This window comes from Vreelandella neptunia (genome assembly GCF_022489065.1).
Lineage (GTDB): Bacteria > Pseudomonadota > Gammaproteobacteria > Pseudomonadales > Halomonadaceae > Vreelandella > Vreelandella neptunia_A.
This window is the reverse complement of sequence record NZ_JAKVTW010000001.1, coordinates 295,073-315,550: the sequence shown is the minus strand read 5'-3', so window position 1 is coordinate 315,550 and position 20,478 is coordinate 295,073. Positions and strand designations below refer to the sequence as shown.

Sequence of the window (20,478 nt, the reverse complement as noted above, 5' to 3'; positions counted from 1 at the left end):
CCCCTAATCCCTGGGTGGCATCAAGTGTGACAACTGCCACTCATCCAAACGCTGATCTAAGTGCGCATGCACTTGGGCTGGCGTGTCCAGTTCCATCACTTCTTGTAGCAGTTGCTGGGCATCACTAAACGGTACCCGGCGAATGGCCGCGCGCACTTTGGGCAGGCTGGGCGCGTTCATGGAGAGGCTGGTAAAGCCCATGGCCATCAATAGTAGCGCCCCGGCTGGGTCACCGGCTAACTCACCGCATAGCGAAATAGGTTTATTCAACCGCGTGGCATCGTTGGCCAATTCAAGCAGCGCACCCAGCAGCGCGGGATGCAGCGCATCGTAAAGACTCGACACCCGCGGGTTGTTGCGATCTACCGCCAGCAAGTACTGGGTAAGATCGTTGCTACCCACCGAGAAGAAGTCAACTCGCTTCGCTAGCGCATCCATCTGGTAGATGGTGGCAGGCACTTCGATCATGACCCCAACTTTGGGCCTGATGACGGTAATCCCCTCTTCGCCCAGCTCTAAAATAGCCCGATCCAGCAGGCGCAGCGCTTCGTCTACCTCTTCTACGTTGGTGATCATCGGGAACAGTACGTAGAGGTTGTCCAGATCGATCGAGGCTTTCAGCATGGCGCGCAGCTGCACCATCAGCACTTCAGGATGATCCAACGTCACCCGCATGCCGCGCCAGCCAAGAAACGGATTGGCTTCTTCGATGGGGAAATAGGGCAGGTCTTTATCGCCACCGATATCCAGGGTACGCATTACTACCGGCAGCGGCGCAAAGCCTTCCAATTGATCGCGATAGAGCTTGGTTTGCTCTTTTTCGCCGGGGAAACGTTCGGTAATCATGAACGGCACTTCAGTACGGTAGAGCCCCACCCCCCCGATGCGACTTTTCAGCAGCGCGGTGGCATCCACTGCCAGCCCAGTGTTCACCATGAGCGGCATGGTGTGACCATCGGGCGTGGCGCTGGGCAGATCCTGTTCGTGCTCAAGCAGTTCGCTGAGCGCCTCTTCTTCGGCGATCAGACTTTCATAGCGTGCCTTGAGTTCCGGTGCCGGGCGCACAAACAGGCGGCCACGGTGACCATCCAGAACCACCGGCGCACCCCCTAAACGCGGTAGCGGCAAATCTACCATGCCCAGCACGGTGGGAATGCCCATGGCACGGGCGACAATGGCCACGTGAGAGGTGCTGGAGCCACGCACCGAGACCAACCCTTTGAGCTTGTCGCGGGGGACTTCACCGAGCATGGCCACGCTGATTTCATCACCCACCAAAATAGCGTTGTCGGGGTAGGTTTCCGGCGTAGAGGGGGTGTCCTCCTGCAGGTGGGCCAGCACTCTGCGGCCTAAATCGCGAATATCAGCGGCACGCTCACGCAGGTAGTTATCGTCTACCCGCTCCAAGTACTGCACGTGGCGGCGCACTACGTCGGCGAGCGCGCCTGGCGCCCACTGCCCTTCACGAATGCGCTTTTCAACTTCATCAGCCAGGGCGGCTTCACCCAGCATCTGCTGATAAACATCAAACAGCGCCAGCTCTTGGGCAGAGATACGGCTTGCCAAACGCTCGGCCGCCGCACGAATTTCGTTGCGGGTTTTGCCAATGGCTTCCTTTAGGCGGGCTACCTCGTAGTCCTGGTCGCTGGGCACTAAGTCGGGCACGCTGTTGAGATCCGCAGGCGGGGTGATCACCACCGCTTCGCCCATGGCCATGCCGGGTGAGGCGGGCACACCCTTAAACATTGCCTGACCACCGGCAAGTGCTGGGCGCATTAGATTGCCCGTCGCCAGCGCGTGGGCCAATACGCCCGCCAGCTGCGCCGCCATGGTGACCAAGAAGGCTTCATCTTCATCGTCGTAGCGACGCTTTTCGGCTTGCTGCACAACCAATACGCCCAACATATGGCGCTGGTGAATAATCGGCACGCCTAAAAAGCTGGAGTAACGCTCTTCTCCGGTGGCTTCAAAGTATCGGAATTGAGGGTGGGTCTGGGCATCTTCAAGGTTTAAAGGCTCACTGCGCTTGCCCACCAACCCCACCAAACCCTCGCCAAGTGGCAGCACTACGCGCCCTACCGCTTGGGTGCGCAGGCCAATGGTTTCCATCAATACCAGCGACTCAAGCTCTTTGTCGTAGAGGTAGAAAGAGCACACATCGGTCTGCATCGCTTTACGAATTCGGCGTACCATGGTGGACAGCGCGGCGTCGAGGTTGCGCGCGCCATTCACTTCCTGAATCACCCGGCGCAGCACCTCAAGCATGGACGTTTTACTTTTCACTGTTATTTGCCTCGCTGAGGAATTTCCTGGCAAACTGCCGCCGCCCTAATTTGCGCAGCGGCAGTTTGCCCTAATCTTCATCCTGTGCCAGGCGCTGAACGCGGGGAGACAACTCTCTTAGCGCGCGCCGATATACCTCTCGTTTAAAAGGCACTACTTGCCCTAGCGGGTACCAGTAGCTTACCCATCGCCACCCATCAAATTCAGGCGTCGGGGTTGCCGTCATACAGATCTGGCTTTCCTGGCAACGGATTTTAAGTAAAAACCACTTCTGCTTCTGGCCTATACAGACCGGACGCGAATGTGTGCGAATCATACGTCGTGGCAGACGGTAGCGTAGCCAGCCCCGGGTGCAGGCAACAATATCAACATCGTCGGCGGTTAAGCCGATCTCTTCGAAAAGCTCACGAAAAAGCGCTTCTTGTGGCGTCTCGCTTGCATTGATGCCCCCCTGGGGAAATTGCCACGCATTTTGTCCTACCCGACGCGCCCAAAGCAGCTGCCCCTGGCTATTGGCAATGATGATGCCAACATTGGGGCGAAAGCCGTCAGCGTCGATCACGGACATCACCTTAATAAATTTTCAGTTGTCCCCATTTTTCCACAAGGGTGACAAGCGTATCAATACAATATAACGCTAAGTGGTGAATGCTTACTTTGTCGTAGCCTCATCGTTGGTGGGAATGGCATGGCGACTCTGCGATAATCCGCGTCCGCTATTTGCCTAAGTAGCGTCTTTTAGAGCACTACTGACCGTCTACATTCACTGACTAAAAAAAGGGGAGCGCCGTGAGTCTGGCCATATTCGATTTGGATAATACGCTGCTATCCATCGACAGCGATCACGCCTGGGGCGAGTTTTTACTCGAACAAGGGGTCGTCGACCCGATCGCTTACCGAGAAGCCAACGAGCGCTTCATGGCCGATTACAATGCGGGCACCCTGGATATGGCAGCCTTTTTGGAAATGGCGCTTAAGCCCCTGGCTGATAATACGCCTGAACAGCTTTCTGCGTGGCATCAGCAGTTTATGGCCAGCAAGATCGAGCCAAGCATTCTGCCCAAAGCGGAGGAGCTGCTAGCTCGCCACCGCACCAAAGGCGACACGCTGCTGATTATTACCGCCACCAACCGCTTCATCACCGCCCCCATTGCCGAGCGTTTGGGCGTGGATCATTTAATCGCGGTAAACCCTGAAGTGGCGAACGGCCGCTACACCGGTCGTGTTTCCGGCATTCCCAGCTACCGCGAAGGAAAAGTCACCCGTTTGAACCAGTGGCTCGAGCAGCAGGATATTTCAATGGACGGCGCTTGGTTTTACAGCGACTCCCACAATGACTTGCCGCTATTAGAACAAGTCGATCACCCCGTCGCCGTCGACCCCGACGAAACCCTGCGCAAAGTCGCCGAAGAGCGCCATTGGCGGATTATGAGTTTGCGGGATTAGGTCTGTGAATCGTGAATCGTGAAGAGCACGAAATGATTCACCATTTACCACTTACAATTCACATTTTTGTAGCGCGTGGTAACGGAGAAAGCGAGTTCAGCGAGCGCTCGTAGGCACCCGAGGGTGGCGGCGGAACGACGCCCAATGGCACCGCAGTCAAACCCCGGCACCGCTGCGCGCTGCTTCCGCGGGTGCGCTTCGCTTACCACGCGCTACGAAAACGTTCAAAATCAGGTAATTGCACATGCCGTAGCGCGTGGTAACGGAGAACGCGAGTTCAACGAGCGCTCGTAGGCACCCGCGAGTGGCGGCGTTACGACGCCAAGTGGCACTGCTCCAACCCCGGCATCGCTTCGAAATTGAGGCTTTTAAACAGTTGGACGTACGCACGAATATAAGCAAAAAATGCTTAACGGCTTAGAAGAGCATCGAGCGAGATTACATTACCAGCATGTTTTGCTGCTAGCTTGACGTCATCAGTAACCAGCGTAGCGGCTACCACGAATGCGGAGGCAGAGATAATACTATCCGGAAGCTTCATCTGCGTGCTGCGACGTATTTTGATGGTCTCGGCTTGAACCTGATGGTTGAGCTCTACGCGAGTTAACTGGCTCAATATCACTTTAATAGCCTGCTCTTCCTCCGGGGGTAAACCGGGAAAAGCCAAAAGCTCTAACTCGGTGATGACTGAATATGCGTAATGAGCAGAAGGTAGACGCAATTGACGCTCAATGGCATTAATGAAGACATTGGTATCAAGCAGGTAACTACCACTCATCCCGCTGCTTCCTTTGGTATTCGACGCCATCATGAGCGGCCAGAGATGGCGCTTTGACAGATGAGAAATCTATTCCAGCTTGACTAGCGGAGATGTTCAATTCCTCTGGTGTATTTTCATACAACACAACAATTCTGGCGTGACGGTTCTTTAAATGTCCGTATTTTTCAGGAATTTTAACTACCCCGTTTTGAATATCTGTCTCAAATTCAATTGCATGCATAATGTCCTCCCCTATAACGAATAGCTGGAATACTCATTTGACACGCTTTCTGTGGAAAATTCGAGTAGCTAAAATGGGAAAGCTTTATAAAGCTCCCTAAGAAAAACCCCGGCACCGCTTCGCGCTGCTTCCGCGGGTGCGCCGGAGGCTTACCACGCGCTACGAAAACCTGCAAAATCAGGTAATTGCACGTACCGTAGCGCGTGGTAACGAAGAACGCGAGTTCAACGAGCGCTCGTAGGCACCCGCGAATGGCGGCGGAACGACGCCTAATGGCACCTCAGCCAAACCCCGGCACCGCTTCGCGCTGCTCCCGCGGGTGCGCCGTAGGCTTACCACGCGCTACGAAAACCTGCAAAATCAGGTAATTGCACATGCTGTAGCGCGTGGTAACGAAGAACGCGAGTTCAACGAGCGTTCGTAGGCACCCGCGAGTGGCGGCGTTACGACGCCCAGTGGCACCGCAGCCAAACCCCGGCACCGCTACGCGCTGCTTCCGCGGGTGCGCTTCGCTTACCACGCGCTACGAAAACGTTCAAAATCAGGTAATTGCACATGCCGTAGCGCGTGGTAACGGAGAACGCGAGTTCAGCGAGCGCTCGTAGGCACCCGCGGATGGCGGCGGAACGACGCCCAGTGGCACCTCAGCCAAACCCCGGCACCGCTGCGCGCTGCTCCCGCGGGTGCGCCGAAGGCTTACCACGCGCTACGAAAATCTGCAAAATCAGGTGATTGCAATTACCCATAACTAAAAACCCCGCAAGCGTGGCTTGCGGGGTTGGCGTTTACTAGCACTTATTTAAAAGCGTCAGCGGGCGCGTTTAGCCGAGTAGGTGCTCGACCGCGGCACGCTCTTCACGCAACTCTTTCTCAGTCGCTTTCATCTTCTCTTGGCTGAATTCGTCAAGCTCAAAACCTTGAACGATTTCATACTTGCCACCCTGGCAACGCACTGGGTAGGAGTAGATGATACCTTCTTCAATGCCGTAGCTGCCGTCAGATGGAATCGCCATGCTGACGATGCCTTTGGAACCCAGCGCCCAGTCGTGCATGTGGTCGATGGCTGAAGAAGCAGCAGAGGCGGCAGAAGAGGCGCCACGTGCTTTGATGATTGCCGCGCCGCGCTGCTGCACGGTGGGGATGAAGTCGTTTTCGTACCAGTCGCGCTCGACCAGATCGAACGCTGCTTTGCCGTCGACTTTGCACTGGGCAAGATCAGGGTACTGGGTGGCACTGTGGTTGCCCCAGATGATCATGTTTTCAACGTCAGTGACGTGCTTGCCGGTTTTCTGTGCCAGCTGCGTCAGGGCGCGGTTATGATCCAGACGCGTCATGGCAGTGAACTGACCCGCATCCAGGTTCGGCGCGTTGCAAGAAGCAATCAGCGCGTTGGTGTTGGCCGGGTTACCCACGACCAGCACTTTCACGTCACGGCTAGCGTGGTCGTTCAGTGCTTTACCTTGTACGGAGAAGATCGCTGCGTTGGCTTCCAGCAGGTCTTTACGCTCCATACCCGGACCACGCGGACGTGCGCCTACCAGCAGAGCGAAGTCAGCGTCTTTAAAGGCAACGTTCGGATCATCGGTGGCAACGATGTCTTGTACCAGCGGGAAGGCACAGTCGTTAACCTCCATCACCACGCCGTTCAGGGCGTCCATTGCCTGGGGAATTTCCAGCAGCTGGAGAATGACGGGTTGATCCGGCCCCAGCATGTCGCCAGCGGCGATGCGGAAAATGAGTGAGTAGCTGATCTGACCGGCGCCGCCGGTAATCGCAATACGTACTGGATCTTTCATCATTGCTCCTTGATTGGTTCGCCTAGGGATGGTTCTCGCCTGAGGAGTGGCTTAACAGAACTCAAGACGCAAAGATGGTATGCCCAGCCGGACAAAAACTCAATCAGACATGAGACTACTTGCCATTTGACACACATGCTTTCCATCCAATGGCGTGCCACTCGCTGAAAAGGTTGAGTTGCGCTATGGTGTCTTCGGCTTTTTGCCCTCCTTTCTTGTAATGCTAAGGACATGGACGCCCCCATGCGAAGAATACCCTTCTCTTATGCCTTGGCTAGCCTACTGGTGCTGGCGCTGGTGATATGGCTTGCCTTTGGTAATTTTCAGCGTTTTCAAACCAGTGCGCCGGAAACCTCTCCCCGTAGCGATTCGGGGCCTCGGGTTGAAATTGCGGAGCAGCAGAGCACGCCCTTTATTCCCCAGCAGATTGTTCAAGGCCAGTTGACCGCTGAACGCGAAACCACACTGCGCGCCAACATCGCGGGCTTTGTGGCTGAAAAGCCAGTGGCTCAGGGTAGCCGCGTTGAAGAAGGCGACACTTTGCTGGTATTGGATAACGACGCTCTGCCCGAGCAACTGCAGCAGGCCCGCGATGAGCTAGCGGTCGCCGAAGCGGAGTATGCCGGCGCGCGCAACCTACGCCAGCGGGAGCTGATCTCTCAGCCAGAGCTACTGCGCCTGCAGAGCGCCTTGAGCGCCAGCGCCGCCTCGGTGGCGCAGTTGCAAAACCAGCTGGATGATAGCCGCCCCACCGCACCTTTTGATGGTGTGCTCGGTCGCGTACAGGTCGAGCTAGGCGATTTGCTGCAGCCCGGTGAAGAGTGGGGCCAGTTGGTCGACGACCGACGCTTGAAGGGTGCCGCCTGGGTGTCCCAGCAGCAAGTAGGCGATTTGAGCGAGGGATTGCCAGTCACCGCACGATTACTCAATGGCGACCACCTTGAAGGCGAGCTGACCTTTATTAGCCACCGTGCCGAAGAGGCCACGCGCACTTTTTACATCGAAGCCACGCTGGATAACCCGGCGGATAAACGTCTAGCCGGCGGTAGCGCGGAACTGACGATTACGCTGCCACCCCGCCAGGTGCACACCCTGTCGCCTGCGCTGCTCAGCTTGAACAGCGAAGGCCAACTGGCGGTCAAGCATCTGGATGAGAACGATCAGGTGCAGCAGACCGCCGTGGAGCTGGTGAGTGCTGATATTCAACGCGCCTATGTCACCGGCCTACCCGACCCGCTGCGCCTGATTACGCTTGGCGCAGGCATGGTAGAAACCGGCGACACGGTGACACCAGTGCCAGTTGAAGACGCCACTATTTCGCAACCGCAAGCCGGGCAGGATAGCGTTCATGCGCCAGTTGATTAATGCGGCGCTAGCCCACACCCGCACGACGTTACTGCTGTTGGTGAGCCTGCTGCTGGCGGGCATCACTGCTTGGCAGATGATTCCTAAAGAAGCCAACCCCGACGTCACCATCCCGATGATTTACGTCTCGCTGTCGCTGGAGGGCGTAAGCCCCGAAGATGGCGAGCGGCTGCTGATTCGCCCCATGGAGCAGGAGCTGCGTGGCATTGAGGGGTTGCGCCAATTCACCGCCCAGTCCAGCGAAGGCCATGGCTCGATCACGCTGGAGTTCGACCCTGGCTTTGACCCCGACACCGCGCTAACCGATGTGCGTGACCGAGTGGACATTGCCCGCAGCGAGCTTCCTTCAGAGGCCGATGAGCCGCGGGTGATGGAGGTTAACGTTTCAGAGTTTCCGGTGTTGACCATTGGCCTATCAGGGCAACTGGATACTCGGGAGCGCATTACCATTGCTCGGCGCCTGCAAGAAGAGATCGAAGGCATCGCCGATGTGCTGGAAGTCGATATTGCCGGGGATCGTGAAGACCTGCTAGAGATCGTCGTTGATCCGCTGGTACTGGAGAGCTACGGGGTCGATTTTGACGCGCTGTTTAATCAGGTATCGCGCAATAATCGATTGGTAGCCGCAGGCAGTTTGGATACCGGCGCGGGGCGGCTGGCCCTAAAAGTCCCCGGCATTATTGAGTCCCTTGAGGACGTCATGAATATGCCGGTCAAGGTCGATGAGGATCGTGTCGTTACCTTTGGCGATGTGGCGTGGATCAATCCTACCTATAAAGAGCCGGAAGGCTTTGCCCGTATTGATGATCAGCCTGCGGTCGTGCTGGAGGTTTCCAAACGCGCCGGTGCCAATATCATCGCCACTATTGGCGCGGTTCGGGAGCGCCTGGCGGAAGCCGATGATTTACTCCCGGAGCAGCTCCACTTCACTACCATTTTGGATGAGTCGACCACCGTTGAGAACATGCTCTCTGAGCTACTCAACAACGTACTGACCGCCGTGGTGCTGGTGCTGATTGTGGTGGTGGCGGTGATGGGTTGGCGCATGGCATTGCTGGTCGGCCTGACTATTCCCGGCGCCTTTTTAACCGGCATTCTGCTGGTGTGGGCATTTGGTTTTACGCTCAATATCGTGGTGCTGTTTGCGCTGATTTTGGTGGCGGGCATGCTGGTTGACGGTGCCATCGTGGTCAGTGAACTTGCCGATCGTCATTTACGGGATGGGCAAACGCCTCATGAAGCGTGGCTAAACGCCGCTTCACGTATGAGCTGGCCTGTGATTGCCTCAACGGCCACGACGCTGGCGGTGTTTATTCCCTTACTGTTCTGGCCCGGCGTGGTCGGCCAGTTTATGAAGTACCTGCCCGCTACGGTAATTTTATGCCTGCTGGCGTCGCTTGCCATGGCGCTGATATTTTTGCCCGCACTTGGGCGCCTGTTTACTCGTAGTGATGCCAAGCAATCAACGACTCATCATGAAGAATCCACAACGTCATTCGGGCGCGGCTATCGCCATCTGCTGTCCAGGCTGCTGATGCACCCTGCCTGGGTGCTGCTGGTGACGGTGCTGTTAATGGCGCTGCTGTATACCGGCTATGCGCGCTTCAATCACGGCGTCGATTTTTTCCCCAGCGTAGAGCCCGATAGCGCTCAAGTATTGGTGCGCGCCCGGGGCGACTTCTCCGCTGTGGAAACTGATGCCATTGTGCAGCGGATAGAAGCCAAACTGTCCGGCATGAGCGAAGTGCGAGCGCTCTATGCGCGCTCGTTTGCAGTGCCTAACGAGCAGATGGGCAACGATGTAGTTGGTATGCTGCAGTTCCAGTTTGTCGACTGGCATGAGCGACGCCCTGCCCAGGCCATTCTGGATGATATGGCCGAGCGCGCAGGGGATATTCCCGGTATTACATTAGAGTTTCAGGAGCAGGAGATGGGCCCCGGCGGTGGCAAGCCCATCGTGCTTGAGGTGAGCGCCACGAGCCCTGATGTTGCTGACGCAGGGGTTAATCAGCTAACCCAGCTAATGCGTGAGCTGGGTGGCTTTACCGACATTCAGGATAACCGCAGCCTACCCGGCGTGGAGTGGCAGGTGAATGTAGATCGCGAAGCCGCGGCGCGCATGGGCACCGATGTCACGACCATTGGTAGCGCGGTGCAACTGCTGACAACGGGACTGCAGGTGGCAAGCTATCGTCCGCCCGAAGTTAGTGATGAAGTGGATATCCGCGTGCGCCTGCCGCAAAACTGGCGCTCGCTGGATCAATTGGAGCGCTTGACCATCAATACCCAGCGCGGCCAGGTGCCGATTTCCCATTTTGTGACCCTTGAACCGGCGCCCAAAGTCGGCACTCTTAACCGTATCGATGGCCGCCGGGCGATTACTATTGATGCAGACCTTGCCCCGGGTTACCTCGCCGATGAGCGCCTGCGGGCGTTGCTCGATGCGGGCAGCGACAGCCTGCCTGATGGCTTAATGGTCAATGTGGCGGGTGAGCAGGAGGATCAGCAGGAGTCGATGCAGTTCCTGGCCAGCGCGTTCATGATTGCTATTGGTTTGATGGCGCTGATTCTGGTAACCCAGTTCAACAGTTTCTATCAGGCGGGATTAGTGCTTTCGGCGATCGTGTTCTCCACCGCCGGGGTGTTGATGGGGCTGCTGATTACCGGTCAGGCTTTCGGGATCGTGATGGTGGGCATGGGCGTGATTGCCCTGGCGGGCATCGTGGTCAATAACAATATCGTATTGATCGATACCTACAACGAGCTGCGCGGCCAGGGTATGTCACCTGGAGAAGCCGCGCTAGAAGCGGGCTGTTTGCGCCTGCGCCCAGTGCTGTTAACGGCCATTACCACGGTGCTCGGATTGATGCCGATGGTGTTGGGGATCAATGTCGATCTGTTTACCCCTGCCCTGGGCTTTAACGCCCCCTCCGCCCAGTGGTGGACACAGATGTCGAGCGCCATCGCCGGCGGCCTCACCTTCGGCACCGCGCTTACCCTGCTGCTCACCCCTTGTATGTTAGTGATTGGGGGTAAGTTGCGGCGTGATAGGTAAATGGTGAGGTGTGAATCCATTATTGGGCACCCACCGTTTTATGTGCACGCGTGATTTAGTAGCGCGTGGTAAGCCGAAGGCGCACCCGCGGGAGCAGCGCGTAGCGGTGCCGGGGTTTGGGGTAATTATGCAGGAGCTAAAGCGCCGCATGGCGGCGCCTGTATAATAGAGGGCTTAAGCGGGGGTTTTGGTGTGCTGTGGGCTGTGAGCGGCGTGTAAACGTGCGATTAACTGGTCTTCCAGGGCGAAGCGTTCGGTGAGGCCGCGGGCTAGGCGATCGATCCAGGCTGGTAACCGGGCAATATTTTGCTCGCAGCTGAGCGTGGAGCCAAAGTCGGTATCAAACTCCAAGACCATCTCGGTCGACATCTCTAAACGCTCTAGCAACTTCTCAGCGATAAGCAGTGCACCCTCATCGCCAAAGGCCTGCGCCTCTTCCGACAGCTGAGGATAAATTTCAAAATGGCCGGCGCTGATGTAGTCCATCAACTGCTCACTGAAGGTATCAATAGGCGCTTTGCTAACGGCTTCCAGTTCAGCGTCACACGCTTCCTTCAACTCTATGAAGCTGATCAATAACTGCCGACGTTGATCCAGCCAGCGGTCGATCAAAACATGCACGCCTCCCCAGCGCTCCAGGGCATTTTTGCAATCTTCGAGCATGGGGCTTTCTCCTTAAACTCACCTTTTGACTAAGCACCTTTTAATAACACTAATTTGGACTGTGCTTAGCCGTTCAGAACAACGGTAGGCCTAGGTTCGCGCCTCCTCCTACCGCTGTCAATCCCAGCGGGTACGGTTTCTTTGGTACTTAACGTTTACTGCTAATAACGCTTTCGAATACGCCGCATAAACACTGCTCTCAAGCGGCTAACACCAGCATTACATTAATTATATTTATGCTCTCACCTTCCGGTCGCCATTGCGAGTAGAGGCGACTTTAGAGTGTCAAATATTCGTCAAAATATATTTTAAACCTAAACATTTTAAGCTTGAATTTTACACATACCTCTCCTATCTTCAAAACAGAGTGTATTTTCCCGTGGAGAAGAATAATGAGAATCGCCTGCCTGGGTGGAGGGCCTGCCGGCCTCTATTTTGCTATTAGCATGAAGCTGCAGGACCCCTCTCACGAGATGGTCATCATTGAGCGCAACCGGGCAGACGATACCTTTGGCTGGGGCGTGGTGCTGTCAGACGAAACCCTCGACAACTTAGCGGCGAACGACCCGGTGAGTGCAGAGCGCATTCGTGAGCATTTCGCCTACTGGGATGATATTGCGGTTGTGCATAAAGGCGTAAAAACGGTCTCCACCGGCCACGGCTTTTGCGGCATTGGCCGCCGCCAGCTGTTAATTCTGCTCCAAGAGCGCGCTCGCGAGCTGAGCGTCGAGATGCGCTTTGAAACCGATGCAACGGAAGACACAATTGAGCAGTACCGAAAAGAGTACGACCTAGTACTCGCCGCCGATGGCCTCAACTCCCGCACCCGCCAAACCTATGCCGAACATTTCAAACCCGATATTGATGTGCGGGCGTGTAAATTTGTTTGGCTAGGTACGCACCAGACTTTCAACGACGCCTTTACGTTTATCTTCGAGAAGACCGAACATGGCTGGGTCTGGGCTCACGCGTATCAATTTGATAAGGATACAGCGACCTTTATCGTTGAGTGCAGCGAAGCCACCTGGCAGGCGTTTGGCTTTGGCGAGATGAACCAGCAGGAATCAATCACGGTTTGCGAGCAAATTTTTGCCAAGCATCTCGATGATCATGCTTTGATGACCAATGCCAACCATATTCGCGGCTCGGCGTGGATCAACTTTCCCCGGGTGCTTTGCGAACGCTGGAGCTATGAAAACGTGGTGCTGATGGGCGATGCCGCGGCGACTGCCCACTTCTCGATTGGTTCGGGCTCCAAGCTCGCCCTGGAAAGCGCTATCTCGCTGGCTAACTGCTTACATAGTGAAAGCAGTATGCAGGCTGCCGTCACCCGCTACGAAGAGGAGCGCCGCTTCGAAGTGCTGCGCTTGCAGTCGGCGGCGCGTAATTCCACCGAGTGGTTTGAGCAGATAGAGCGCTACCTGGATCTCGACCCGGTGCAGTTTAACTACTCGTTACTGACACGTTCACAGCGCATCAGTCACGAGAACCTGCGGGTGCGGGATCCACAGTGGTTGGAGAGCGCCGAGCGCTGGTTTCAAACCCAGGCGGGCAACCCTGACAGCGCCCGGGCACCGATGTTTGCGCCCTACCAATTGCGCGAGATGAAGCTGGCTAACCGCGTGGTGGTCTCCCCCATGGCGCAGTACAAAGCCATCAATGGCAGCCCTACCGATTGGCACTTTAGCCACTACGCCGAGCGCGCCAAAGGCGGTGCAGGCCTGGTGTATACCGAGATGACTTGCGTTAGCCCCACCGGGCGGATCACCCCCGGCTGCCCAGGGCTGTACGCCCCGGAGCATGAAGCTGCGTGGAAACGGCTATGCGATTTTGTGCATACAGAAACCAACACCAAGCTGTGTGCCCAAATCGGTCACTCTGGCGCGAAGGGCTCTACTCAATTGGGCTGGCAGGAGATGGACGCCCCGCTTGCCGAGGGCAACTGGCCGATAATGGCAGCCTCTGATATGGCTTGGTCAGCGCGCAATCAAGTGCCGAAGGCCATGGATCGGCAAGATATGGAGCGGGTACGCGATGAGTTCGTTAGCGCTGCGATGATGGCCGACCGCGCAGGCTTCGATATGATCGAGATTCACGCCGCCCACGGCTACCTGCTCTCTTCGTTTATCACTCCTTTAACCAATCACCGTGACGACGAGTATGGCGGTTCGCTGGACAACCGCCTGCGCTATCCGCTTGAGGTCATCAACGCCGTGCGCAGCGTTTGGCCCGCTCATAAACCGCTTTCGGTACGCATTTCTGCCAACGACTGGTGCGGCGATGAAGGCATCACTCCCGACGATGCGGTGGAGATCGCCAAGCGGCTGCGCGATGCGGAGGTGGATATTATTGATGTCTCTGCCGGGCAAACCTCCACCCAGGCCAAACCGGTGTATGGCCGCATGTTCCAGACACCCTTCTCTGATCGGATCCGTAACGAGGCATCGATTGCCACCATGGCGGTGGGCAATATTTATCAGGCCGACCACGTGAACTCGATTCTGATAGCTGGGCGTGCGGACTTAGTGTGTATCGCCCGCCCTCATCTGGCTGACCCTTATTGGCTGCTCCACGTTGCCGCAGGCTTAGGTGACAGCGAAGTGGAGTGGCCTGCCCCCTACCGAGCAGGCGCTGAACAGTTGCAGCGCTTGGCCGAACGTGGCGAGGGTTGGATATGACACGGTTGACCGATAAGCGCGTGGTGATAACCGGCGGTGGCAGCGGCATTGGTGCCGATATGGCCTTGGCCTTTGCCGAAGCAGGCGCTGAAGTCACCATTACCGGCCGCCGGGAGGCTGCTCTTCAAGCCGTCGCCGAGCAGCATAACGCTATCCACTTTGCGATGGTCGATGTCACCGATGAAGCGGCCATGGTGGCACTGTTCGAAAAGATCGGCCGTGTGGATATCGTTATCGCTAACGCCGGGGCGGCAGAGAGCGCGCCGTTCGCCAAGACCTCTTTCGAGCAGTGGCAGCGGATGCTCAACGTTAATCTGAGCGGCGTATTTCTAACCCTGCGCGAAGGCTTAAAGCAGTTGAACGACGGCGGGCGACTGATCGCCGTGGCCTCCACTGCGGGCCTGAAAGGCTACGCTTATGTGGGCGCTTACTGCGCGGCAAAGCATGGCGTGGTAGGCCTGGTTCGTTCACTGGCTGCTGAAACAGCCACACGCAATATTACCGTCAATGCGCTCTGCCCTGGATTCACCGACACACCTCTATTGGCTGCCAGCGTCGATAATATTGTGGCCAAAACCGGCCAATCCGCCGAACAGGCCGCTTCCCACTTTGAGTCCACCAACCCCACCGGGCGCTTAGTCACCCCCGCCGAGGTGACCGCCACGGCCCTATGGCTATGCGGCCCTAACAGCGGCGCGATTAATGGCCAAGCGATCTCTATCTCAGGGGGTGAAGTATGACGGCTGGGGATGTAGCTGGTAACAGCTTAAGCAAGGAGCGCCTGCGTTTATGGCTGCGCATGCTGCGGGTTACCCGCCAAGTGGAGTCCGAACTGCGCGAACGGCTGCGCACCGAGCACGACTCTACCTTGCCGCGCTTTGATGTGATGGCCGCCCTCTATGCCGCTGAGGAGGGCCTGAAAATGAACGAGCTCTCTAAGCGGCTGCGTGTTTCCAACGGCAACGTTACCGGGATTATTGATCGCCTGGTGGAGGATGGTGCCGTGGAGCGTATTGCCATTGAGGGTGACCGTCGCGCTACGCGAGTCTGTCTGACCGTGGCTGGCAGAGACACCTTTAGAGGCATGGCCGTTGAGCATGAGCGCTGGATCAATGCGCTATTTGAGGGGGTGAGCGAAGAGGATGCCCACCATATCGGCGAGTTGCTCCACCGTTTACCGGCTTCTCCTAACGATGCCCATTAATCACCGACAGGCGAGAACAACAATATGAAGAGTATGGCTGGCTTAACCCCCGAGCACTTTATCTGGGAAATGAGAGGCGGCGTCGCCGTTATTCGTCTCAATCGCCCGGAGCGTAAAAACCCGCTGACCTTTGAGAGCTACGCCGAGTTGCGCGATACCTTTCGTGATCTAGTCTACGCCGATGATATACACGCCGTGGTGTTTACCGCCAACGGCGAGAACTTCTGCTCCGGTGGCGATGTGCATGAAATTATTGGCCCCTTGGTGGGTAAGGATATGAAAGGCCTGCTCGAATTTACCCGTATGACGGGGGATTTGGTCAAAGCCATGCTCAACTGCGGCAAGCCGATTATTGCTGCTGTTGACGGCATCTGCGTGGGCGCGGGGGCGATTATTGCCATGTCTTCAGATATCCGCTTCGCAACTCCCCGTGCCAGCACGGCGTTTCTGTTTACCCGGGTGGGCCTGGCAGGCTGCGATATGGGCGCCTGCGCCATGCTGCCGCGCATTATCGGCCAAGGCCGTGCGGCTGACCTGCTCTACAGCGGTCGCAGCATGAGCGCTGAAGAGGGCCTGCAGTGGGGATTCTACAACCGGGTGGTCGAACCAGACGCCCTTGAAGAGGACGCCATCGCCTACGCCACCCGGCTAGCAAACGGCCCCACCTTTGCTCACAGCGTTACCAAAACCCAGTTAAACCAGGAGTGGTCGATGAGCCTGGAGCAGGCTATCGAATCGGAAGCCCAGGCCCAGGCAATCTGCATGCAGACCAACGATTTCGAGCGCGCCTACCACGCCTTTGTAGCCAAACAAAAACCTGAGTTTAAGGGGGACTGATGAGCGACAAAAGCTTTCTAGCGTGGCCCTTCTTTGAGGCTAAACATCGCGAGCTTTCCGAGCAGCTTGAGGCGTGGTGCCATGCTGAACTACCCCGCGACCACAGCGATGTGGATGCTACCTGTATTCAGTTAGTGCGCGACCTGGGCAAAGCGGGTTTCTTAAAAGGCACCGCGGGTGAGCATATCGATGTGCGCAGCCTGTGCCTGATCCGTGAAACCCTGGCACGCCACGACGGCCTGGCCGATTTCGCCTTTGCCATGCAGGGGCTGGGAACAGGTGCGATTAGCCTATATGGCAGCGATGAGCAGAAGCAGTGGCTGGACAGAACCCGCAGCGGTGAAGCCCTTTCCGCCTTTGCCCTTAGCGAGCCCCGCTCTGGTTCCGATGTGGCCCAACTGGATACCACCGCCGAGCGTGACGGCGATAGCTACCGGTTGAATGGCGAAAAAACCTGGATCTCTAACGGCAGCATTGCTGATATCTATACGGTGTTCGCCCGCACCGGCGAAGGCCCCGGCGCAAAAGGGCTTTCGGCCTTTTTAGTGCCTGCCGACACGCCAGGATTGGAAATTCGCGAACGCTTAGAGTCGGTGGCACCTCACCCGCTGGCGCAACTTGGTTTTAACGATATGGTGCTACCCGCCAGCGCCTTGATAGGCCAGCCGGGCCAGGGGTTTCGGATTGCCATGTCGGTGCTGGATGTTTTTCGCTCCACGGTAGGCGCCGCCGCGCTAGGCTTCGCCCGCCGTGCGCTGGAGGAGTCGCTCTCTCGTAGTCGCTCTCGCGAACTGTTTGGTGCCACCCTTTCCGATCTGCAAATGGTACAGGGCCACTTAGCCGATATGGCACTCAATGTGGATGCCGCCGCCCTGCTGGTGTATCGCGCCGCCTGGACAAAAGATCAGGGTGCTGAACGGGTAACCCGCGAAGCGGCCATGGCAAAGCTGTTTGCCACCGATCAAGCCCAGAAGGTGATTGACCAAGCGGTACAGCTACACGGCGGTGATGGCGTTCGCAAAGGGCATATTATCGAAAGCCTCTACCGGGAAATCCGCGCGCTGCGTATTTATGAAGGCGCATCCGACGTTCAGAAAGTCGTTATCGCCCGCAGCATGCTCGCAGAGGAGTAATCAGCAAAGAAGCCGAATACCAACAGCAGTAACTAAAAACAATAAAACACAACGCCAGACACCGTATCCCTGCCCGCGCTTTATTAAAGCCGTGGGCAGGAATAAACAACGACACCAAATACGGAGGTTGGTCATGTATAACCAGTCGGCCCATGCTGATACTTTTGCGCGGGATAACCTGCCACCCATCGATCGTCAGCCAGAGTTTCTGCTCGCGGGCTCCGATTACCCTGAGCGAATTAACGCCGGCGTTGAGCTTTGCGACCGGTTGCTTGACCAAGGCCACGGCGAACGCATTGCCTTAGCGGGTAATGGCCGACGGCGTACTTATCAAGAACTCACCGAGTGGACCAACCGCCTTGCCCATGTGCTGGTGGAAGACCTGGGCGTGATTCCCGGTCAGCGTGTGCTGATTCGTTCGGCCAACAACCCGGCCATGGTGGCCTGCTGGCTGGCCGCTACCAAGGCGGGCGCCGTGGTGGTCAACACCATGCCCATGCTGCGCACCAAAGAGCTGTGTCAGGTAATCGAGAAGGCGGAGATCAGCCTCGCCCTATGTGATACCCGACTGCTGGATGAACTCATCGCCTGCCAGGAGCTTAGTCCCGCCCTCAAACGTATTGTCGGCTTTGATGGCACCGCCAATCATGATGCAGAACTTGACCGTTTGGCACTCAGTAAACCCGCCACCTTTGATGCCGTGGATACCGCCGCCGACGATGTGGCGCTGCTGGGCTTTACTTCGGGCACTACTGGTTCACCCAAAGCCACCATGCATTTTCACCGCGACCTGCTAGTAATTGCCGATGGCTACGCTAAGGAAGTGCTACAGGTGACGCCAGAGGACGTATTTGTTGGTTCACCACCATTGGCCTTCACTTTCGGCCTGGGTGGATTGGCGATCTTTCCCCTGCGCTTTGGGGCGACCGCCGTGCTGCTCGAACACGCCTCCCCGCCCAACATGATGGATATTATCCGCGAGTATCAGGCCACTGTTGTGTTTACCGCCCCCACGGCGTACCGGGCGATGCTCTCAGCACCCACAAGCCACGCGGACCTAAGCAGCCTACGGGTCGCAGTTTCCGCTGGAGAGACTCTACCCGCGCCGATTTATCACGATTGGATCAAGCAAACCGGCACCCCCATTATCGACGGCATTGGCGCGACGGAAATGCTGCACATCTTTATCTCCAATCGGTTGGATGACCATCGCCCCAACTGCACCGGCAAACCAGTGGCAGGCTACAAGGCACGGGTTGTTGATAATGATATGCAGGAAGTGCCCTGCGGCACGGTGGGTAAGCTTGCGGTGCGGGGTCCTACCGGCTGTCGCTACTTAGCCGATAAGCGCCAGCAGAAATATGTGGTTGATGGCTGGAATATCACCGGCGATGCGTTTTACCAAGACGAAGAGGGCTACTTCCATTTCGCTGCCCGCAACGACGATATGATTGTTTCAGCAGGCTATAACATTGCTGGCCCTGAAGTGGAGGCCGCGTTACTGGCCCACCCCGCTGTTAAAGAGTGCGCCGTGATCGGCGCACCTAGTGAAGAGCGTGGTCAAATTGTCGAGGCTTTTGTTGTTCTAAACGATGGTTTTCAGCAAGATGAAGATTGTCAGCAAATGTTGCAAGACTTCGTGAAGCAGACCATCGCGCCGTATAAGTACCCTCGCTCCATACGTTTTATTGAGGCTCTACCTAAAACAACCACGGGTAAGGTTCAGCGCTTTCGGCTGAGCCAGGAACATTACCCTAGCGCGGGCTCACCTTGCTCTGACTCCACATCAAAAGACGTACGTCCCTCTAAGCAATAAAACGATTAAATAATGAGGAAATTGCTATGAAACAGGTAACTCGCTTAGGCCTTGGTTTACTGCTCTCTTCAAGCGTACTGGCAGCGCATGCTGAAGAGGTCAAAATTGGCATGATCACCACCCTTTCAGGGGGCGGATCACACTTGGGGGTCGATGTTCGCGATGGCTTTATGCTGGCCCTTGAGCAGTCGGGTCGCGATGATGTTGAAGTGCTGATTCAAGACGACGCCAACCGCCCGGATTTAGCCCGCAGCCTAGCCAATGAGTTTATGCAGCGCGATGAGGTTGATATTTTGACCGGCATTATCTGGTCGAACCTCGCCATGGCTGTCGTGCCTACCGTCACTCGCCAGGGCACTTTCTACCTCTCCCCCAATGCAGGCCCTTCCGATCTGGCCGGTCGCATGTGCCACGAAAACTATTTCAACGTGGCGTATCAGAACGACAACCTGCACGGTGCCATGGGCGCGTATATGCGTGAAGAGGGTTACGAGCACCCGATCATCATGGCGCCTAACTACCCGGCGGGCACCGATGCTCTGGCAGGCTTCAAACACCTTTATGAAGGTGAGGTGGTTGGCGAGCTTTACACCCAAATGGGCCAGACCGACTACGCAGCTGAAATTGCCCAGATTCGCGATAGCGATGCCGACAGCCTGTTCTTCTTCTTGCCCGGTGGCATGGGTATCTCATTTATGAAGCAGTGGGAGAGCTCAGGCGTTGATATGCCGATCTTTGGTGCCGCCTTCTCGTTTGACGAGATTCTTATCAAGGCCGTAGGTAGCGCAGCAATTGGCGCACGTAATACTTCGTTATGGGCTTACGACTTGGAAAACGAAGCCAACGCACGCTTTGTAGAGGGCTTCCAAGCCGCCTATGACCGCATGCCGACGCTTTATGCAGCACAGGGTTACGACACCGCCAACCTGATCCTTAGCGCGCTTGAAACCGCCCACCCCGATGACAAAGACGCCTTCCGCGAAGCGCTTCGGGCCGCTGACTTTGATAGCGTACGCGGTGAGTTCCGTTTTGGTCCCAACCATCACCCCATTCAGGATATTTACGTGCGTGAAGTCGTGGAAGGTGACGATGGCGAGCCTACCAACCGCCTAATTGGTATCGCTATCGAAGATATCCAAGACGTCTATTTTGAAGAGTGCCAGATGTAATCTCGCCGCGGCTGGGTGTGATCACCCAGCCT

General features: G+C 56.6%; 18 protein-coding genes. 11 read left to right on the top strand and 7 right to left on the bottom strand.

The features are described 5' to 3' along the window. Window positions 1-3 precede the first annotated feature (3 nt). Entirely contained in the window at window positions 4-2,265 is a 2,262-nt protein-coding gene (gene ptsP / locus MLE19_RS01450) for a phosphoenolpyruvate--protein phosphotransferase (RefSeq protein WP_240716806.1), read from the bottom strand. An 88-nt stretch (window positions 2,266-2,353) separates the two neighbouring features. After that, entirely contained in the window at window positions 2,354-2,845 is a 492-nt protein-coding gene (locus MLE19_RS01445) for an RNA pyrophosphohydrolase (protein WP_240716294.1), read from the bottom strand. A gap of 227 nt (window positions 2,846-3,072) precedes the next feature. Between MLE19_RS01445 and MLE19_RS01440 the strand changes: the two genes are divergently transcribed. After that, entirely contained in the window at window positions 3,073-3,729 is a 657-nt protein-coding gene (locus MLE19_RS01440) for an HAD family hydrolase (RefSeq protein ID WP_240716293.1), read from the top strand. Between the two features lie 409 nt (window positions 3,730-4,138). Here the strand turns inward: MLE19_RS01440 and MLE19_RS01435 are convergent, their stop codons facing one another. The 4 genes from MLE19_RS01435 to MLE19_RS01420 all read right to left on the bottom strand — a co-directional run bounded on the left by MLE19_RS01435 (window position 4,139) and on the right by MLE19_RS01420 (window position 6,526). Beyond that, the gene (locus MLE19_RS01435; protein WP_240716292.1) at window positions 4,139-4,507 is read right to left on the bottom strand and encodes a type II toxin-antitoxin system VapC family toxin; all 369 of its coding nucleotides are present in this window, start codon (window positions 4,505-4,507) and stop codon (window positions 4,139-4,141) included. Then, window positions 4,497-4,730 carry a hypothetical protein gene (locus tag MLE19_RS01430; RefSeq protein ID WP_240716290.1) on the bottom strand — a complete coding sequence of 78 codons (234 nt, stop codon included), beginning with the start codon at window positions 4,728-4,730 and terminating at the stop codon, window positions 4,497-4,499. Before MLE19_RS01430 ends, MLE19_RS01435 begins: the two co-directional genes overlap by 11 nt. Before the next feature lie 280 nt (window positions 4,731-5,010). Next, window positions 5,011-5,250 carry a hypothetical protein gene (locus MLE19_RS01425; protein ID WP_240716289.1) on the bottom strand — a complete coding sequence of 80 codons (240 nt, stop codon included), beginning with the start codon at window positions 5,248-5,250 and terminating at the stop codon, window positions 5,011-5,013. Window positions 5,251-5,551: 301 nt separating this feature from the next. Beyond that, window positions 5,552-6,526 (bottom strand): malate dehydrogenase, encoded by a 975-nt coding sequence (locus MLE19_RS01420; RefSeq protein ID WP_240716288.1) that lies wholly within the window; start codon window positions 6,524-6,526, stop codon window positions 5,552-5,554. Window positions 6,527-6,769: 243 nt separating this feature from the next. Between MLE19_RS01420 and MLE19_RS01415 the strand changes: the two genes are divergently transcribed. Genes MLE19_RS01415 through MLE19_RS01405 form a run of 3 tightly spaced genes read left to right on the top strand, consistent with a single transcriptional unit; the run spans window position 6,770 to window position 11,112 of the window. Continuing rightward, window positions 6,770-7,891, top strand: coding sequence for an efflux RND transporter periplasmic adaptor subunit (locus tag MLE19_RS01415; protein ID WP_240716287.1), 1,122 nt, complete (start codon window positions 6,770-6,772; stop codon window positions 7,889-7,891). Continuing rightward, window positions 7,875-10,946, top strand: coding sequence for an efflux RND transporter permease subunit (locus tag MLE19_RS01410; protein WP_240716286.1), 3,072 nt, complete (start codon window positions 7,875-7,877; stop codon window positions 10,944-10,946). Before MLE19_RS01415 ends, MLE19_RS01410 begins: the two co-directional genes overlap by 17 nt. 10 nt (window positions 10,947-10,956) lie before the next feature. Continuing rightward, window positions 10,957-11,112 carry a hypothetical protein gene (locus MLE19_RS01405; protein ID WP_240716285.1) on the top strand — a complete coding sequence of 52 codons (156 nt, stop codon included), beginning with the start codon at window positions 10,957-10,959 and terminating at the stop codon, window positions 11,110-11,112. An 8-nt stretch (window positions 11,113-11,120) separates the two neighbouring features. On the opposite strand, the gene rsd is transcribed toward MLE19_RS01405, so the two are convergent. Then, window positions 11,121-11,609, bottom strand: a complete 489-nt coding sequence (gene rsd / locus MLE19_RS01400) for a sigma D regulator (protein ID WP_240716284.1) — start codon at window positions 11,607-11,609, stop codon at window positions 11,121-11,123. A 392-nt stretch (window positions 11,610-12,001) separates the two neighbouring features. Between rsd and MLE19_RS01395 the strand changes: the two genes are divergently transcribed. The 7 genes from MLE19_RS01395 to MLE19_RS01365 all read left to right on the top strand — a co-directional run bounded on the left by MLE19_RS01395 (window position 12,002) and on the right by MLE19_RS01365 (window position 20,446). Next, complete coding sequence (locus MLE19_RS01395; RefSeq protein ID WP_240716282.1) at window positions 12,002-14,287, top strand: bifunctional salicylyl-CoA 5-hydroxylase/oxidoreductase; 2,286 nt, start codon at window positions 12,002-12,004, stop codon at window positions 14,285-14,287. Next, window positions 14,284-15,027 (top strand): SDR family NAD(P)-dependent oxidoreductase, encoded by a 744-nt coding sequence (locus MLE19_RS01390; protein WP_240716281.1) that lies wholly within the window; start codon window positions 14,284-14,286, stop codon window positions 15,025-15,027. The genes MLE19_RS01395 and MLE19_RS01390 overlap by 4 nt, the downstream gene beginning before the upstream one ends. Continuing rightward, on the top strand, window positions 15,024-15,491 hold the full coding sequence (locus MLE19_RS01385; RefSeq protein ID WP_240716280.1) for a MarR family winged helix-turn-helix transcriptional regulator: 468 nt from the start codon (window positions 15,024-15,026) through the stop codon (window positions 15,489-15,491). The genes MLE19_RS01390 and MLE19_RS01385 overlap by 4 nt, the downstream gene beginning before the upstream one ends. A gap of 24 nt (window positions 15,492-15,515) precedes the next feature. Further along, window positions 15,516-16,328 (top strand): enoyl-CoA hydratase family protein, encoded by an 813-nt coding sequence (locus MLE19_RS01380; RefSeq protein ID WP_240716279.1) that lies wholly within the window; start codon window positions 15,516-15,518, stop codon window positions 16,326-16,328. After that, entirely contained in the window at window positions 16,328-17,461 is a 1,134-nt protein-coding gene (locus MLE19_RS01375) for an acyl-CoA dehydrogenase family protein (protein WP_240716278.1), read from the top strand. The genes MLE19_RS01380 and MLE19_RS01375 overlap by 1 nt, the downstream gene beginning before the upstream one ends. Window positions 17,462-17,594: 133 nt before the next feature. After that, window positions 17,595-19,277 (top strand): benzoate-CoA ligase family protein, encoded by a 1,683-nt coding sequence (locus tag MLE19_RS01370; RefSeq protein ID WP_240716277.1) that lies wholly within the window; start codon window positions 17,595-17,597, stop codon window positions 19,275-19,277. Window positions 19,278-19,303: 26 nt separating this feature from the next. Continuing rightward, window positions 19,304-20,446: an ABC transporter substrate-binding protein gene (locus MLE19_RS01365; protein ID WP_240716275.1), complete on the top strand. Its 1,143-nt coding sequence runs from the start codon at window positions 19,304-19,306 to the stop codon at window positions 20,444-20,446. Window positions 20,447-20,478: the final 32 nt, after the last annotated feature.

What these genes read in the sequence shown, in the direction of transcription:
- ptsP (WP_240716806.1), bottom strand. Translation starts at nt 2,265, where the DNA reads ATGCTTGAGGTGCTGCGCCGGGTGATTCAGGAAGTGAATGGCGCGCGC.
- MLE19_RS01435 (WP_240716292.1), bottom strand. Translation starts at nt 4,507, where the DNA reads ATGAGTGGTAGTTACCTGCTTGATACCAATGTCTTCATTAATGCCATT.
- MLE19_RS01430 (WP_240716290.1), bottom strand. Translation starts at nt 4,730, where the DNA reads ATGCATGCAATTGAATTTGAGACAGATATTCAAAACGGGGTAGTTAAA.
- MLE19_RS01420 (WP_240716288.1), bottom strand. Translation starts at nt 6,526, where the DNA reads ATGAAAGATCCAGTACGTATTGCGATTACCGGCGGCGCCGGTCAGATC.
- MLE19_RS01415 (WP_240716287.1), top strand. Translation starts at nt 6,770, where the DNA reads ATGCGAAGAATACCCTTCTCTTATGCCTTGGCTAGCCTACTGGTGCTG.
- MLE19_RS01410 (WP_240716286.1), top strand. Translation starts at nt 7,875, where the DNA reads ATGCGCCAGTTGATTAATGCGGCGCTAGCCCACACCCGCACGACGTTA.
- rsd (WP_240716284.1), bottom strand. Translation starts at nt 11,609, where the DNA reads ATGCTCGAAGATTGCAAAAATGCCCTGGAGCGCTGGGGAGGCGTGCAT.
- MLE19_RS01395 (WP_240716282.1), top strand. Translation starts at nt 12,002, where the DNA reads ATGAGAATCGCCTGCCTGGGTGGAGGGCCTGCCGGCCTCTATTTTGCT.
- MLE19_RS01390 (WP_240716281.1), top strand. Translation starts at nt 14,284, where the DNA reads ATGACACGGTTGACCGATAAGCGCGTGGTGATAACCGGCGGTGGCAGC.
- MLE19_RS01385 (WP_240716280.1), top strand. Translation starts at nt 15,024, where the DNA reads ATGACGGCTGGGGATGTAGCTGGTAACAGCTTAAGCAAGGAGCGCCTG.
- MLE19_RS01380 (WP_240716279.1), top strand. Translation starts at nt 15,516, where the DNA reads ATGAAGAGTATGGCTGGCTTAACCCCCGAGCACTTTATCTGGGAAATG.
- MLE19_RS01375 (WP_240716278.1), top strand. Translation starts at nt 16,328, where the DNA reads ATGAGCGACAAAAGCTTTCTAGCGTGGCCCTTCTTTGAGGCTAAACAT.
- MLE19_RS01370 (WP_240716277.1), top strand. Translation starts at nt 17,595, where the DNA reads ATGTATAACCAGTCGGCCCATGCTGATACTTTTGCGCGGGATAACCTG.
- MLE19_RS01365 (WP_240716275.1), top strand. Translation starts at nt 19,304, where the DNA reads ATGAAACAGGTAACTCGCTTAGGCCTTGGTTTACTGCTCTCTTCAAGC.